The following is a 13,448-nucleotide window of genomic DNA, read 5'->3' as shown; positions in this document are numbered from 1 at the left end:
TTGCCGCAAGGAGTATGTAATGATCACCATCTACCAGTAACTCAATAGCTTCAAGCAAGTCATCTTTCTGAATTTGCCCTTGTTCTAGCATTTCCTCTATCATTAGAATAGCGAATTTCCAGTCGATGTCTTTTTCTTCTATACCACGCTTTATACGCTCAATGAGTTGAATTGTCTTTTCAGATAACATAATATCGCATCTCCTCGGTACAGGTTTAGATACTCGTATAGATGTTACTCATTATATATTCTGCGAGAAGGTGAAATATCCTGTTTTTTAATAGATTTGCGCTAATGCATTAGAGAAAAGGAGAGGGAGAGAGGACGAAACATTCCTTCTCATCCCTGCTGCCAGAACTTTTGGAACCGTGAGTATATCGCCTGGATAGCTGATCGTGTTACCCTCTTCCGCCGTAACGTAGGTGAAGTGCTTCAAAGACCATACGTTTGTGATAGCTATCGAGGTAATCCATATCTCCCAGATTGATTTTGTTACGCTCGTTAAAGCAGTGTAACGCCAGTGAAAGTATGAACTTTTCACTTTGAGACCACACTCGTGCAGCGCGTTTGAGTTTGGTAACGTCGATACGCTCACCTTTAAAGTCTACATAGTGGATATACTGTCTTAGTTTAGTGTGCTGGGTGAAAAGGTAAATAACAGGTCGCCAATACTGGCTACCGTATAGGTGCTCAGGAATGGTAATATGCGTCGGCGAGGTTAATGCATCTGACATAAGCATACATCTCCTTTTAAATATCTACTTTCGATCACTTATATACTTACATAGTATCCGCTGACATTTTCAAACATACCAACAATGTGTTACCGTACGCTTTTTTCCAGGCGAGTGCGCATTTCTCGAAGCAGCTGGCGAACGTCCCGGACTTTTCCAGTGTAGACGAACATTACACGGTACATTGGATCACCTCCTGTTCTACTGTGGTGAAGTCATGGATTGGAATAAAGCTATCGCGATTTATGAATCGGAAGTTATAGATGAAGTCTGCGTATCCGTTGAAAATCCGCATGTACATCGTTTTTCCATCGCGGTGAATGCACTCCAGTAGCGCCCAATCGTACTGAGCAGATTTATACAAGCGGACCGGAACGCCAACACCTGTTTTCTGCCAGTGAGCCAGACGCTTGGAAATGTACCCGTTTTGCTTGGATGTGAGGTCCGGGTGCGAGAATATAGTGCCATTTTCAATGCTTTGCGATTGGGTAGATTGGTACTCCCGAATTAATGTGAATTCCTCAAGATTGAATTTTTCAGCAGCCCCGGCGCGTTTTTGGTTGCCGTCTTTATCCCACATGAAGCAAAACGGATACGGCGTTTCAAGAGATGTATTCATACACTCGAGAATGGCATAGCCGTCTTTGTCCTGGAATAGGCGCAGTGGTTTTACGTTCGGTTTGCTCAAACGGACGTCCAGTACTGCTTGCTGTGCATCGGTGAGTCGAGGATTAATTAGCGAATAGTCTGCACTGGTATCTGCTATACTCGATTCGACAGACTCGACCACTTTCTCTTGTGCTGGCTCGAGGGATTGCACAAATTCCAAGCGCTTCGGTGTCTGCTTGGTGATCCACGATTTTTTCGGACGGAACCAGCGGAAGCCATACGCTTTGAGTTGTGCGAGAACTTCCAGCGCTGGTTTGGAGTCGAAGTATACTTCGATGCCGTTTTTCTTCTCGTTTAGCGTGACGGTTACGCCTGGGCGAGTGGATATTTCAGCGTCTTCGGAATCTGTTGCTATTTCACCAGTAATAGACATAACGCTTGCATTGCTGGACTGCTGCTGTTTGCGCTTCGCTTTTTTATAGACGGTTTTAGAGGTTACTTCTTCCACTTCGCGTAATTCAAATAATTTTGCGCTTTCTTGTTCGATATAACGCTCAATGTTTTTAGCAGTGATATAAAAATTGTTCTTCCCGTTCGCTTTCAACTCTTGATATTTTTTCCCTAAGCGGATAAAAAAGTATGCAAGTTTATCACCGTATATGTCGATTTTTTGGACTTTGTAAAATCCGTTCAACCAATCAAATTTCACTAAATCTCCTACTTGGAAGCTCTTGCGCTCGATCTCAACCGGCTTCGTGACTTTTACGACTTGTTTTACTTCTTCCGCTACCAGTTCAGCAGCGGAACGAATCGCCTTTTCAAAACGAGACACAAACTTTTCGATGATTGCTTCTTGTTTTTTGCGATCGTTCGCCTGGTAACAAGAAAAGATTCCTGTGCCTTTGTCTACGATCGCGCCGTCTTTTTCGATGTGCCAATTGCAGCCGCGCGGGTTTCCGTGCTGGAAAGTAGGGTATACTTCCTTTATAGTCTCGGATTCGGATTGCTTCGCTCGAATACGGTCTTGATTGATAGCCGATTGTTTGTAGTTTCGCTCAACCACTTTGTGACCGCTATAGCTGGTAGTGCGGTTGTCTACCACCAGAACAAAGCCGTCTTTTTCTGCGATCCCATTCCAATGAGCAGGGGACCAGTAGTCTACCATCATATCCGATTGGTCCGGTTTGTAACCAAACACTTTCCAGCCGTTTTTTACAAGCGCATGCATCAAGTTTACTTTCGCTTCCTGGTTATCATAGTATGACATACATATCATCTCCTTTTTTGTCCCGATTTCACTAAACGTAAAATCAGGAATTTGAAATTTGCTTAAAAAATACCTACATCTAATGCTATGGATAGCGACTGATACAACGAACGCTACTTCCTAGTATCGCCCATATCCTACCACTAAAAGATGATAAAGGGGAGGAATATGCGTCTAGATAGTAGGAATACGAGTGGGATTAACGGTGAAAGAGGGAAGAGAGAAGAAGGGGTTACTACTGCCGCCCACATACTCGGATACAAACTCAACGTGCGTTGTGCCCGGATGCCATCTCTAAATATACCGCACATTTGCATCTGTATATCCCTTTATCATTCGCCTTTTTCGCTCGAAAATGCCACTCGTTCAGCTAGCCGGATACATCACTTGCGCTCGAATATCCGAACAATGCAGTTTGCAGTAGGCAGAACAGGGGAGAGGAGCCGTACAAGCTCCTGCGCCTAAAAAGCATTTTTGTAGTCGTCCGTGCTAACATCGTACCCGGGTTTATCCAGCCATTTTTTCCGTTGCTCTGGCGTGCTATCCTGCATGATCTCTTCTACTTCGTTCATGTCCATGCCCATACAGTTGTGATGCTCGATGAATATGTCGTCAATCCATTCCCAATATGTCATTTCCGTTACCTCCTCAAGCCATGTGCCCTTTCGCTTTCAGGCTATAATATGTTCCATCTCCTATGATAATGTGGTCAAGCAGCTCGATACCTACAATACGGCCTGCTTCCTGTAATCTCCGCGTGACTTCGATATCTTCTCGGCTAGGATCCGGCTTTCCACTTGGATGGTTGTGGAATACTATGATGGACGTAGCGTTATTGAGCAATGCCCGCTGGAATACCTCGCGCGGGTGTACTACGCTACTGTTCACAGACCCTGCAAAAATCAAGTGTGCGCCGACAATCTCGTTTTTTGTGTTGAGTGCTAGCATCCCGAAATGCTCGTTAGGCTTGCGGGATAGGCTGAACACCTTTTCGATTATGTCATACGCTGCATCTGGCGAATTGACCTTTTTGCTCTCGATGTCATACAGTGCGGCTTTATCTCTTACCAACTCTACAGAATACACGTTAATTCGTTTCATATCATATCATCTCCTATACAGAATTAGGGTTCATCCCCTGTTTTGCCTACTGCTACCCACCATAATGTGTATTATGGTAGATTGAAGTAGAGGAAGCGCATCGACAAAAAGGGCGGAAGCCCCAGGAATCAAAGACGTTTATCTATGCGATGCAAGATAAACAAAGCGATGAGCAGCAGTACGTTTGTAACTGCTAGAAGCCAAACCATAAAAATCACCTTCTTTCTTGCATGTTTGGGGTTACATCGAATAAACTACTGGTAAGGGAAGAAGGCGGGGAAGTGGGCTAAACTTTCACCCGCCTTCCCCTCGGTTATTTTTGTTCGGAATCCGATGTGTCCGCGTCGGATTCTTCTTTTTTCTCCCTGCTTGCTTCGATGTTCAACTCGATGTTATTCCACTTGAAGCTGATCTTGAAGCTTTTGTATGCGATACAAAGGGATAAAAAGAGTCCGCTAACCGCAAGAATCGTAATCCAATCTAGTTGCATTTGCCTTCACCTCCCTTCACAGTAGAATCCTCATGACCCATGGTGGGGAACGAGGAAGGAAGGGAATATCCATATATCTGCCCCCTTTGTCGATGCGCTTCCTAAAGTAGTGCAATTGTTACTACGTCTATCCGAACCGTTCGCCAGCATGCCGCTACTAGGTTTTTTTCGCTACGTCTTTCCAGAGCGTGCGCGGCGGTTCACCTTATCACCGTTAGTTAGCCCGTAGGCTCAATTATTCAGTTATCAAAGAGCAGCCATCGAACATTGCAACCGCTTCGCGTGTGGTGCAGTTCCTCACTTTCGCGTTCCTGCCAGCCGGGGGAAGCTACTCCGACCTGGATGGATTTCACACGCTACCTTTTCCGCTTCGACTATAGAGATGTTGTGATCGTGCGCTGTACCGTCGCGCACATGATGCGAGCGTTCCCGCATCGGGCGGTGTTTGCTTTTGCTTGTAGTAGCCGCATTTGTTGCGGCGGGAGTGGACCGCCTATCCAACCCTGCGCCATCCGCATACTTTATACTGCGTGTGCATCCTGCGCCTTGCTTGCGTATGTCGTTTTTTTCTTGCTGTCTTGTCGTGCCGTTGGCTTAACTATGCTTGCGCAGAAAAAAAGCAGCAACCATAATTTTTTTGCACTTTATGATGTTTGTTCGCATTGTGTTCGTGTTTGCCGACTGCCGCTGTGTGCGTTCGCCTGGTGTGCGGCAGTGGTGGCGAAAGTCAAGTATTGGCGCGGGTTTTAGCCCCCCCAGTGCCTAGCAGATTGCGTTCCGGCGCTTCGCGCCGGGGGTGTTCCCGAGCACATATATAAAATTTTGGGTCAACTCTGTTGCGCGTCTGGTAAAACTCAAAATTTGTACTGAAAAACTGTCTACTCTTAGAAGTGAGCCCGAATTTTTTATGTGGAAAATTTTTGTTCCAATTTATTGCGGTGTGCTATGATATGAGTAGATGGTAAGTAGATATTCGTATTTTGTCTACCATCACGATTTTGAAGATGAGGAGATGATGAAGATGGAGATGAATGAGAAGTATGTAGTAGGAGAGCAGGAGTTCAAACCGTTAAATGACTATGTAACACCGTATAAGCAGGCGAAAGAGCATATGGAGTTGTTGCTGAAGCTGAAGGAGAGCGGCGTTAAAGTAGAGCAGGAGATTTCGGCGTTGGCAAAGCGAATGAATAAGATGTTAGGTATTGAACCGGAAAATATGGGCTTTGCGACGGTAAAATCAATCCGACAGCCCATTATGGTGAAGATGTACATGAGTCAGGCGAATATAAGCGAATACATCAAAAGGCAACCGTCTTACGGCTATAATATTGATGTACAGGAAAAACATAGTGAATCTGATATACAGGTATACGTTCCTGCAAGTGAAATTGTAGAGTTTGTCAATGTTGCAGGAAAGGTTGTAGGGTATAAGATACGAGGAGATGAAGCATGTGAATGAGCGCTTGGAAGCTAAAATAGAAAATGCTCGAAAACTTCAAGATGAGTTGAAGAGCATGGGAATTACTGCTGAGTTAGACGAGAAAACTGGTGAGCTGAAAATGAATGCTTCTGCATTTAAAAATAGGAGATGATATGTATGGTCAATGAAAGGTCTTGGCAGGAGTTCAGAGACAGCGGTTTGTTTTGGCTAATAAATACTTTCCTGCACACTTTTGGATGGGCAATTGTTATAGATGTTGATGATAACGGCATCGCTAAATCTGCTTATCCAGCCAGAGTAAAATTCAGAGGATTCACCGAAAAGATCAACACAGAAGGGTATGAAAAGGTATCTGCATACATGCTTGAAAATGCAGAAGAGTTGCTGAAAGAATCGAAGGAGTAGTGTGTTTGCTTGGTTTTACTAAAGTAAAGGAGATGATGTGAGATGAAACGTACATTTACACTTTGCACAGAGAATAGCTGTTGCCCAGTGGTGGAAGTAGAACAGGAGATGTATACGGTGAAGGATGATTTTGGCGGTGTGCTCACAGCAGAGCGCGGTTGGCTTCTGGATTATGTCGTTGGTGTACTTACAATGTGTAAGCATGACATGATTACGATTGGGACACAGGAAACAGGGAAAGTAAAACTATCACGCGGAGAACTTGAATTGCTGGAGAAGGATTTACGTGGAAATTGAGTTGCTTTATGCATTAGCGCTTCGGTTCTTCCTGATCGAGTTCAAGTCAACCAAGCGGCCACGAGATTGGTTTCGCAACCTGCATCCTCTATGCGAGAAGTGGACGAGTTGCCCGTTTTGCAACGGATTTTGGTGTGGGTTGTTTGTCTACTGGCTGTTTCATGGAGTGGCAATACACCTTCTATTCTTCGCACTAGCTTCAGGATTTGCCTCTTTTTTGGTGAGTATTGGACAAGAGTATATGTTGAAACGCCTTGCAGGAGGTTGAATCTCCTGCTTTTTTTATTGCAAAGTAGTGATATTTCAAAAGTATAAGTTTCTACTTTGGTGTCGAATATGGTAACGAAGTACTACAAAATCGGAAATAATTATCTAAAAATGCTGAAAAAACTTGGACGATATTCATTACTTTGATTAAATTTGATATGTTAACATGTGAATATAGTCAATTAATAACAGAGTATAGTCTATGAATAACAAGGAGGGAAAAGACGTATGGCCCGCGATGCAGTAGAATGGAGAAGTAAGCTGATTGAAGCTGTATTAGATATGATGAATAATAACGACGGGGAAAGAGGAGAGATAAAGAAAGTATTGGAAGATATTGCTGAAACATATGGAAAGACGTTTAATACAGTTAAAACAGTCTTTTACAAAGAAATAAGACCTTATATTTTGGAACGAGATGGAGAATTTATTTATGAGAACCTAGATGAAAAGAGTGAAGCTTTGTTAAAAAGTAAAGATATTGAAGAGAAGGCTAATAAACAAGGAGAAAAGCCTATTACATACGTAGAATCTCCTAAAGAATTAAAGGTTGGAGATTTAGTACAGGTTACGGCTACTGATATTACCCATTATGGGGTTTTTGCTCAATTAGGACGAGTAAAATGCCTTCTTCATATCTCAAATGTTAGTACAGATTATATTGAAAAAGAGGATTTACCTAGATTATTTAAACTTGGTGATATATTCGAAGCATATATATACAAAATAGAGGATAATAGTGTCTCTATAACGACTAAAGGAATAGATTTAAAAAGTAAAAAAGCAAAAATAAATGAGCAACCTTTAGGAAAATCAGTAGAAAATAACGAATTACATACTACGACCAATATAATAAATAATAAAATTCATGAAATAGAATCTAAGTATATCGAGGATATTATTGAATATTTGAATAAATATTTAGGTCCAGTTTCCCCAATAGCGAGGGAGAAAATCAATAATCTTTATCTAAAGTATGGGCCAGTTAAACTTATGATGTTAATGTCAGATTTAAAAGATTTCAAAGTAGATCCTGTACTTATATTTTTAAATCAAATAGAGAAAAAAGCGAGTGATGAACTTTAACTTTACTGTTTATTTTTCTTCCAATCATGCAGCAGAAGAATATTTAAAGCGTATTCAGAAGGTTACTCCTACTGATGAATTAATTAAAGAAACCAAAAATATTTTGCCAGGTATCGTCGTAGACGGAGAGATTATTATTGAGTTTGGAAAATATAGATATGTTCGGAATGATAAAGCTTTTTTTCCATGTGTAAGAGTTGAAGATGGTAGGTTTTTGATCCGTACGACAATGAGATGGAGCGATGTGGAGCACCGTTTACAGGAGATTGTCGATCTGTACGCTAGACAATGAACGTAATAGAAAATAAAAATATTATTGAAGAGATAGCTGGTAATAAGCTGTCTCTTTTTTTGTCTATTCTAACCGTAAAAGGTGGTGGTAGTCATGGATGAGAAAGAAAAGACTTCAGAGAGTGAAAAGGCGATTGTTCCAAGAGGGAGTATCGGAAAAATAGAGTTATGGGGACTCGAAAAAGATGTGATTGAGCTTCGAAAAATGGGGCTATCTTATCAACAGATTGTAGATGAGCTATATCGTAGAGGTGCTGTTCCAGAAGGAGAAAAGCTGGACAAGTATGTAATCAAGCGGTTTTTGGACAAAGTTCCTGAATTGAAAACAATTGTTCGTGGCAGCAAGAAGCGCATTGTGCAGGCTGTGTCTGCTGAGTTGGATATTATCTACGAAGTGAGTTTGTTTGCGGCCAAGTGCAGAAACTTATTGGAGTTGTTGGAAGAAGAAGCGTTGGAAAACTCCACGTTGCCTAATCCTGGTCACTTTAAGGCGCTGTCTAGCGAGATGCGTGAATGGCTTAAGATGATGAAAGAAATTCAGAAGGAGATAGCCGACTACAACAATGTGCGAACGTTCATGAAAATTGTGTTGGAAACCGTCAAGAAAGAAGCTCCGCAGGCATTGCCGTCTATTCTGAGACAGATGCAGGAGATGAAAAGTTCGGCATGGTTTGATGGTATGGGAGAAGGAGGAGATGCAGAGTGAAAGAACGTGGATTTACATTGGAGAAGCAAGTAGGCCAGACGTTGGAAAAGGTAGATTTTTTTAAGGGATATAAGCGTCCTGAGTATTTCAAAGATGGAGGAAAATGCGATTGTAAAAATTGCTCATGCAAAAAAGGTGAGCGGTTATGAATAGTTTTGATTTAGATAAGTTACTTGGTGATTTCGCGGAGCTTGCTGAAGCCTACGAAGAAAGAGAAGGCATATGGCGTGAGGAGCCGCTAGATTTGTTTGCGTTTTGTAAAGAATATCTAGACATTACGCCGTATGAAGGAAAGCAGACAGAGATCTTCCAAAAGATTAACGATGTCGTCATGTGGAAGATTACGCTGGATGATCGATATGCGGATGCAGCCGATCAAAACTTAACTGAATTGCTTTTAATGCTCGGAAAGGGCAGCGGTAAGGACTACATGCTCAGTGCTGTGTTCTGCTGGATTTCGTATCTGCTAAACTGCTTAAACAACCCGCAGGAAACGCTAGGTCTGGCAGAAGGAGAACCAATCGACCTCATCAATATCGCCAACAACACTCACCAGGCGAATGAGGTCTTTTTTTATAAGTTCAAACAGCGTCTTGCAAAGTGTAAATTCTTTAAACGGGTAGACCGTGAGCCGCGTACACCGTATGAGTATCAGCCCATGCGCTCAATAATTCGCTTCTTCAACGATATCAAGGCCCACTCTACGCATGCGGATGCTGAAACACTAGAGGGTATAAACCCGTGGGTCGTCGTGTTTGATGAAATTTCCGGGATTCCGTATGAACAGGCGGATAAGGTGTACGATACGTTCAGTTCATCAGCGGCCACACGGTATAATGATCGGATGCTTCTCCTATTCATCTCGTTCCCGCGACATCAGGGTGACTTTTTGTATGTGAAGTTTAGGAAGTGGGAACAGGAAGGTACGCCGCATATTTGGGGGATTAAGGGCAAGTCGTGGGAAGTTAACCCGAAAGTTTCAAGAGCAAGCTTACAGAAGTTTTATGATAAAAACCCGGAAGATGCCAGGATGCGTTATGAATGTATTGCGCCGGAAGCGGAGGCGGGCTTCTTCGAGTTTCCGGAAAAAATTGATTACGTAGTGGTGCCTGGTAAAATTGCACAGTGTCCGGATGTTGTGATTCAACCGAAAGTAACGACTCGCATGCTGAAAAACGAAACCGAAGTTCATTTTGTCGGGTTAGACATATTCAACCTACAACTCAACCCGGATTACATCTACTATCTTGGTGGTGACGGTGGTGTAACAACGGATAGTTATGTGTTGTGTTTGATGCATGGTGAACAAACCATAAAACAAGAGACAGTGAACGGAGAAATTGTCACGACTGTTGTGAATAAACCAGTAGAGGATTTACTGATTGAATGGAGGCCAAATAAGAAGGAGCGCTTGCCGGTTGATTTGATGAACGTAGCGGAAGTAATTGAGATGATATGCAACCAAGTGTATGTCAAAAAGGCGCTGTTCGATAAATTTAATTCGGCCGATATTACACAGAGACTGATTTCACTGGGAGTAGATGCGGAAGATAAAAACTTTTCGAACCAGTTTCAGGTGGAGATATACAAAAACTTGCGCAGCCTTATCTATACGCAAAATATTGAGCTACTGGATCATCAAATTACGGATGGAAGTGAGCGATTGAATGCGAATCAGGAGTTGAAAAAGCTCAAAATCATCAATGATTCGAAGATTGACCACGATAAGCGGTACGGAAAAGATTTTTCCGATGCGCGAGCAGCAGCGACATGGATTTGTTCGATGGATGAGCCAGAAAGCGAGAGCCATGCGGCGGATGTTGGATTGTTTGGGGCTGTGCGTGGTTCGCGAACATAAAAGATAAAAGATAACCCGGCACTTGGCCGGGTTATTTACTTTGAGCGATCATTTTCTCCGTCAACTATCCGTCAATAAATTGACGTGTAGTTGACTATCGGAAGGCTCAACTTCTTTCAAATCACGCTTTCTTCCTGAACCAATTACAGATGGGATGACTTTCCCATTATTTCCATCAAATACTTTGACACTGCATCTCTCGCAATCTACGGACAATAAATACATCTCCCGTACCTCCAGAAATGTATTACGTAGGTGAGACTTATGGTGTTACCTACGTTATACCACAGTATATGTGGGGTGTGATGTAGATATAACCACTAATTAGATTGAAATTTCTGTATATTTTATAAAAAATAATAATATAACAGCTTGTTTTTGTGCTATCTAAAAACGAAATACAAGTACGAATAGACGAACATGCAAGTGAGAAAATCTCACTTCAAGATGAGGAATTCTCACTTCAAAACTCAAAAAATCTTACTGCAATACCAGAGATTACTACAGAGATTACAAACAGAGAAAAAAGAGAAGAGGAAGAAGGCTCGGTTTGGTGCTATCAAAAGGAAAAATATGTATGATGTCAGCGTACCACCCTCCTGCGCTCTAATGCATGACCCTCCTACGTTCTAAGGTATCACCCTCCCGCGTTTGAACGTAAGACAAATACAGAGATTACTACAAAGAATACTACAGAGATTAAAAGAGAAGAAGAGGAGGAGGTAAGTGACCGTAGGAGGGTCATCAAAAAAAGCATAAATCATCCAAGCTATACATGTGTGGTTCAGCACTTGCATGCTTCTTGCTGTGGAAGTCAAAAGCTTACATCCAGAACGAATAAACTGTTGTTAAAAACAAAGTACGCACATGTCGAGATACATTCCAAGTCCCATACATCGTCTAAACCACGTAAATGCCCCTGTATGGCACTTGAAACTTACTGTAGTGAAATTTATCTACTTTCGTGTTTACATTGCTATACAAGGCTAAAATACATGGGAAAGTTTTTTTATCGAAAACAGGTGCTTTGTTGATTTTAACTTTTGAAGTTGAATATAATAAAAATATGGAGATGCAAGCACGGGAGATGATGATCGGGGATGGCGAGAAGTAGATATTCGAAACGAAAACGCAGTAAACAAAAGCAAGCATTGGCGAAGTCTACTGCACCGCTGACGAATGTTAATGATTTTGGTGGAGCCAGAATAACAAAGTCCAAACTGCGTACGGGTGATTCAGTACCAAGGCGTGTACGGAGAGAGTTAAGTCTTGATGAGCGGAAACTGAATACATTACCTGTAGACGGGTTAATGGACTTACTTATCGACGCACATCCCGATGTCGGTTTTGCGCTGTGGAATTTCTTGAGAATCGGAAACACTGACTACACTATCAACGTGAAGAAGTTGAATAGCGATGGTGAGTTTGCACAAGGGAAAAAGATTATCAGCCAGTTTATTCAGGCATTGTCGATGCCGAATCCGGAACGGTACGAGAATAACAGATCGCTTGATAATGTGATTAACCAGTTACTATTGACGACAGTGACACGAGGAGCTGCGTCATTGGAGATGGTACTTGGAGAGTCGATGTCCGGCGTTGCATTTTTCGCCCCGATTGACCCGGCAACTATTGAGTTTAAATTTGAGAACGATAGATTTATCCCCTACCAGGACAGCATAAGTCTTGATATTCCCACCTTTTTGTACGAAGCACTTGACCCACTTATTGATAGCCCAAACGGAAGAAGCCCTTTTTTGAACGCCATTCAAACCGTTATGTTTCAGTTACAGTTGTTGAATGACATAAAAGCTGTAGTACATAACCAGGGATATCCGCGACTGGATATTAAAGTTGTTGAAGAGCTAGTGCTTAAGCGGATGCCGCCAGCCATTCGACAGAACGAGGAGAAAAAACGGCAGTATCTACAGGATAAGTTACAGGAAATTATTGGGATGTATGAGTCGCTTGAGCCTGATAGCACTTTCGTACACTATGACAGTGTTGAAATGGGAATGGTCGGTGGTAAAAGTGGCGGCGGTGGTGCGATGTTTGATGTGGAGAAGTTAATGGCCGCCATCGATGGATTGCTTGCTGCTGCGTTGAAGACGTTAACGACTATACTTGGACGGAGAAGCACAGGGAATACGGAGAGTTTTGCTAAACTCGAAGTGAAATTGTATCTCAAAAGTGTTAAGGCGATTCAGGATGTGGTAGCAAAACTGTTGAGCCGAGCATTTACGCTTTTGCTTAATCTACACGGTAAGCAAGGGGTTGTGACGTTTCGGTTTAAGGAAGCTGATCTTCGTAGCGATTTGGAACGTGCGCAGTTTGAGCAAATTCACCTGCTGAATTGTCAGTTTAAATACAATATGGGTTGGTGGACGGCGGATGAAGCTGCTCAGGCCGCTGTCGGGCACAACGCTGTATCAGAGCCAATTTTGAATGTGGTGCCGAAAAATAAAGACGGTGAAACACCAAAAGGAAGCACCGATAGCAACCCGGATGCTGGTGGAAAAAGCTCGGAAACAGGAGATAGTTCGAGCTAGACATGTAGATTAGGTGCGACGGAAAGTAGGTGGAGATGCTGAAAGAGACGGATCTTTTTGAGCCGGTTAAGAATTGGTTTTTGGAGAACGGATATGAAGTGTATGCAGAAGTAACCGCACCAATGCTTATTGGCAGGCCGGATGTGGTAGCCAGAAAGCATCCGGTAACGATATGTGTGGAGTTGAAAAAGAGTATCTCGTTTGAGCTTTTGTACCAGGCACTTGAGCGTAAGCGGTACTTTAACTATGTCTACATCGGTATACCAAAACGAAAATCGATTATCCCTTATCTTGCTCAGGATATTCTCAGGCGTGACGAGACGCACTACTGCAATCCAAAACCATCA

General features: G+C 42.5%; 17 protein-coding genes and 1 pseudogene. 11 read left to right on the top strand and 7 right to left on the bottom strand.

Annotated features, from left to right (window positions below; genetic code table 11):
- From ADA01nite_RS20135 to ADA01nite_RS20115, 7 genes are all read right to left on the bottom strand, one after another.
- Nucleotides 1–190, bottom strand: a 190-nt coding sequence (locus ADA01nite_RS20135; RefSeq protein WP_146812226.1) for a hypothetical protein, incomplete at its 3' end; no start/stop codon positions are given.
- A 208-nt stretch (nucleotides 191–398) separates the two neighbouring features.
- Complete coding sequence (locus ADA01nite_RS20130) at nucleotides 399–734, bottom strand: hypothetical protein (RefSeq protein ID WP_146812225.1); 336 nt, start codon at nucleotides 732–734, stop codon at nucleotides 399–401.
- Between the two features lie 172 nt (nucleotides 735–906).
- Nucleotides 907–2,610, bottom strand: coding sequence for a hypothetical protein (locus ADA01nite_RS20125; protein ID WP_146812224.1), 1,704 nt, complete (start codon nucleotides 2,608–2,610; stop codon nucleotides 907–909).
- 461 nt (nucleotides 2,611–3,071) lie between these two features.
- A complete protein-coding gene (locus ADA01nite_RS22315; RefSeq protein ID WP_170230396.1) occupies nucleotides 3,072–3,245 on the bottom strand; it encodes a hypothetical protein in 174 nt (57 codons plus the stop codon).
- 13 nt (nucleotides 3,246–3,258) lie between these two features.
- Nucleotides 3,259–3,711 carry a JAB domain-containing protein gene (locus ADA01nite_RS20120; protein ID WP_146812223.1) on the bottom strand — a complete coding sequence of 151 codons (453 nt, stop codon included), beginning with the start codon at nucleotides 3,709–3,711 and terminating at the stop codon, nucleotides 3,259–3,261.
- A 313-nt stretch (nucleotides 3,712–4,024) separates the two neighbouring features.
- The gene (locus ADA01nite_RS22310; RefSeq protein WP_170230395.1) at nucleotides 4,025–4,201 is read right to left on the bottom strand and encodes a hypothetical protein; all 177 of its coding nucleotides are present in this window, start codon (nucleotides 4,199–4,201) and stop codon (nucleotides 4,025–4,027) included.
- Nucleotides 4,202–4,498: 297 nt separating this feature from the next.
- Nucleotides 4,499–4,702, bottom strand: coding sequence for a hypothetical protein (locus ADA01nite_RS20115; protein WP_146812222.1), 204 nt, complete (start codon nucleotides 4,700–4,702; stop codon nucleotides 4,499–4,501).
- Nucleotides 4,703–5,159: 457 nt separating this feature from the next.
- Between ADA01nite_RS20115 and ADA01nite_RS20110 the strand changes: the two genes are divergently transcribed.
- The 11 genes and pseudogenes from ADA01nite_RS20110 to ADA01nite_RS20070 form a co-directional block, all read left to right on the top strand.
- The gene (locus tag ADA01nite_RS20110; protein ID WP_146812221.1) at nucleotides 5,160–5,660 is read left to right on the top strand and encodes a hypothetical protein; all 501 of its coding nucleotides are present in this window, start codon (nucleotides 5,160–5,162) and stop codon (nucleotides 5,658–5,660) included.
- Nucleotides 5,653–5,793: a hypothetical protein gene (locus ADA01nite_RS22305; protein ID WP_170230394.1), complete on the top strand. Its 141-nt coding sequence runs from the start codon at nucleotides 5,653–5,655 to the stop codon at nucleotides 5,791–5,793. The genes ADA01nite_RS20110 and ADA01nite_RS22305 overlap by 8 nt, the downstream gene beginning before the upstream one ends.
- A 5-nt stretch (nucleotides 5,794–5,798) precedes the next feature.
- Nucleotides 5,799–6,047, top strand: a complete 249-nt coding sequence (locus ADA01nite_RS20105) for a hypothetical protein (protein ID WP_146812220.1) — start codon at nucleotides 5,799–5,801, stop codon at nucleotides 6,045–6,047.
- 42 nt (nucleotides 6,048–6,089) lie between these two features.
- Nucleotides 6,090–6,344 (top strand): hypothetical protein, encoded by a 255-nt coding sequence (locus ADA01nite_RS20100; RefSeq protein WP_146812219.1) that lies wholly within the window; start codon nucleotides 6,090–6,092, stop codon nucleotides 6,342–6,344.
- Between the two features lie 495 nt (nucleotides 6,345–6,839).
- Entirely contained in the window at nucleotides 6,840–7,697 is an 858-nt protein-coding gene (locus tag ADA01nite_RS20095) for a S1 RNA-binding domain-containing protein (RefSeq protein ID WP_146812218.1), read from the top strand.
- Nucleotides 7,684–7,989 carry a hypothetical protein gene (locus ADA01nite_RS20090; RefSeq protein WP_146812217.1) on the top strand — a complete coding sequence of 102 codons (306 nt, stop codon included), beginning with the start codon at nucleotides 7,684–7,686 and terminating at the stop codon, nucleotides 7,987–7,989. Before ADA01nite_RS20095 ends, ADA01nite_RS20090 begins: the two co-directional genes overlap by 14 nt.
- Nucleotides 7,990–8,082: 93 nt before the next feature.
- Complete coding sequence (locus tag ADA01nite_RS20085; protein WP_146812216.1) at nucleotides 8,083–8,694, top strand: hypothetical protein; 612 nt, start codon at nucleotides 8,083–8,085, stop codon at nucleotides 8,692–8,694.
- Nucleotides 8,691–8,843, top strand: a complete 153-nt coding sequence (locus ADA01nite_RS22300) for a hypothetical protein (RefSeq protein ID WP_170230393.1) — start codon at nucleotides 8,691–8,693, stop codon at nucleotides 8,841–8,843. The genes ADA01nite_RS20085 and ADA01nite_RS22300 overlap by 4 nt, the downstream gene beginning before the upstream one ends.
- Nucleotides 8,840–10,552 (top strand): terminase large subunit domain-containing protein, encoded by a 1,713-nt coding sequence (locus ADA01nite_RS20080; protein ID WP_146812215.1) that lies wholly within the window; start codon nucleotides 8,840–8,842, stop codon nucleotides 10,550–10,552. Before ADA01nite_RS22300 ends, ADA01nite_RS20080 begins: the two co-directional genes overlap by 4 nt.
- A 1,100-nt stretch (nucleotides 10,553–11,652) precedes the next feature.
- Complete coding sequence (locus ADA01nite_RS20075; protein ID WP_146812214.1) at nucleotides 11,653–13,101, top strand: hypothetical protein; 1,449 nt, start codon at nucleotides 11,653–11,655, stop codon at nucleotides 13,099–13,101.
- A 29-nt stretch (nucleotides 13,102–13,130) separates the two neighbouring features.
- Nucleotides 13,131–13,448: pseudogene (locus ADA01nite_RS20070) on the top strand (hypothetical protein); the annotation flags it as partial.

The sequence above is a fragment of the Aneurinibacillus danicus genome (assembly GCF_007991215.1).
Taxonomy (GTDB): Bacteria; Bacillota; Bacilli; order Aneurinibacillales; family Aneurinibacillaceae; genus Aneurinibacillus; species Aneurinibacillus danicus.
This window is presented reverse-complemented; position numbering and strand designations above follow the sequence as displayed.

Bases quoted from the DNA above. Each gene is read 5' to 3' on its own strand.
- ADA01nite_RS20130 (WP_146812225.1), bottom strand. From the start codon at position 734: ATGTCAGATGCATTAACCTCGCCGACGCATATTACCATTCCTGAGCAC.
- ADA01nite_RS20125 (WP_146812224.1), bottom strand. From the start codon at position 2,610: ATGTCATACTATGATAACCAGGAAGCGAAAGTAAACTTGATGCATGCG.
- ADA01nite_RS22315 (WP_170230396.1), bottom strand. From the start codon at position 3,245: ATGACATATTGGGAATGGATTGACGACATATTCATCGAGCATCACAAC.
- ADA01nite_RS20120 (WP_146812223.1), bottom strand. From the start codon at position 3,711: ATGAAACGAATTAACGTGTATTCTGTAGAGTTGGTAAGAGATAAAGCC.
- ADA01nite_RS22310 (WP_170230395.1), bottom strand. From the start codon at position 4,201: ATGCAACTAGATTGGATTACGATTCTTGCGGTTAGCGGACTCTTTTTA.
- ADA01nite_RS20110 (WP_146812221.1), top strand. From the start codon at position 5,160: ATGGTAAGTAGATATTCGTATTTTGTCTACCATCACGATTTTGAAGAT.
- ADA01nite_RS20105 (WP_146812220.1), top strand. From the start codon at position 5,799: ATGGTCAATGAAAGGTCTTGGCAGGAGTTCAGAGACAGCGGTTTGTTT.
- ADA01nite_RS20100 (WP_146812219.1), top strand. From the start codon at position 6,090: ATGAAACGTACATTTACACTTTGCACAGAGAATAGCTGTTGCCCAGTG.
- ADA01nite_RS20095 (WP_146812218.1), top strand. From the start codon at position 6,840: ATGGCCCGCGATGCAGTAGAATGGAGAAGTAAGCTGATTGAAGCTGTA.
- ADA01nite_RS20085 (WP_146812216.1), top strand. From the start codon at position 8,083: ATGGATGAGAAAGAAAAGACTTCAGAGAGTGAAAAGGCGATTGTTCCA.
- ADA01nite_RS20080 (WP_146812215.1), top strand. From the start codon at position 8,840: ATGAATAGTTTTGATTTAGATAAGTTACTTGGTGATTTCGCGGAGCTT.
- ADA01nite_RS20075 (WP_146812214.1), top strand. From the start codon at position 11,653: ATGGCGAGAAGTAGATATTCGAAACGAAAACGCAGTAAACAAAAGCAA.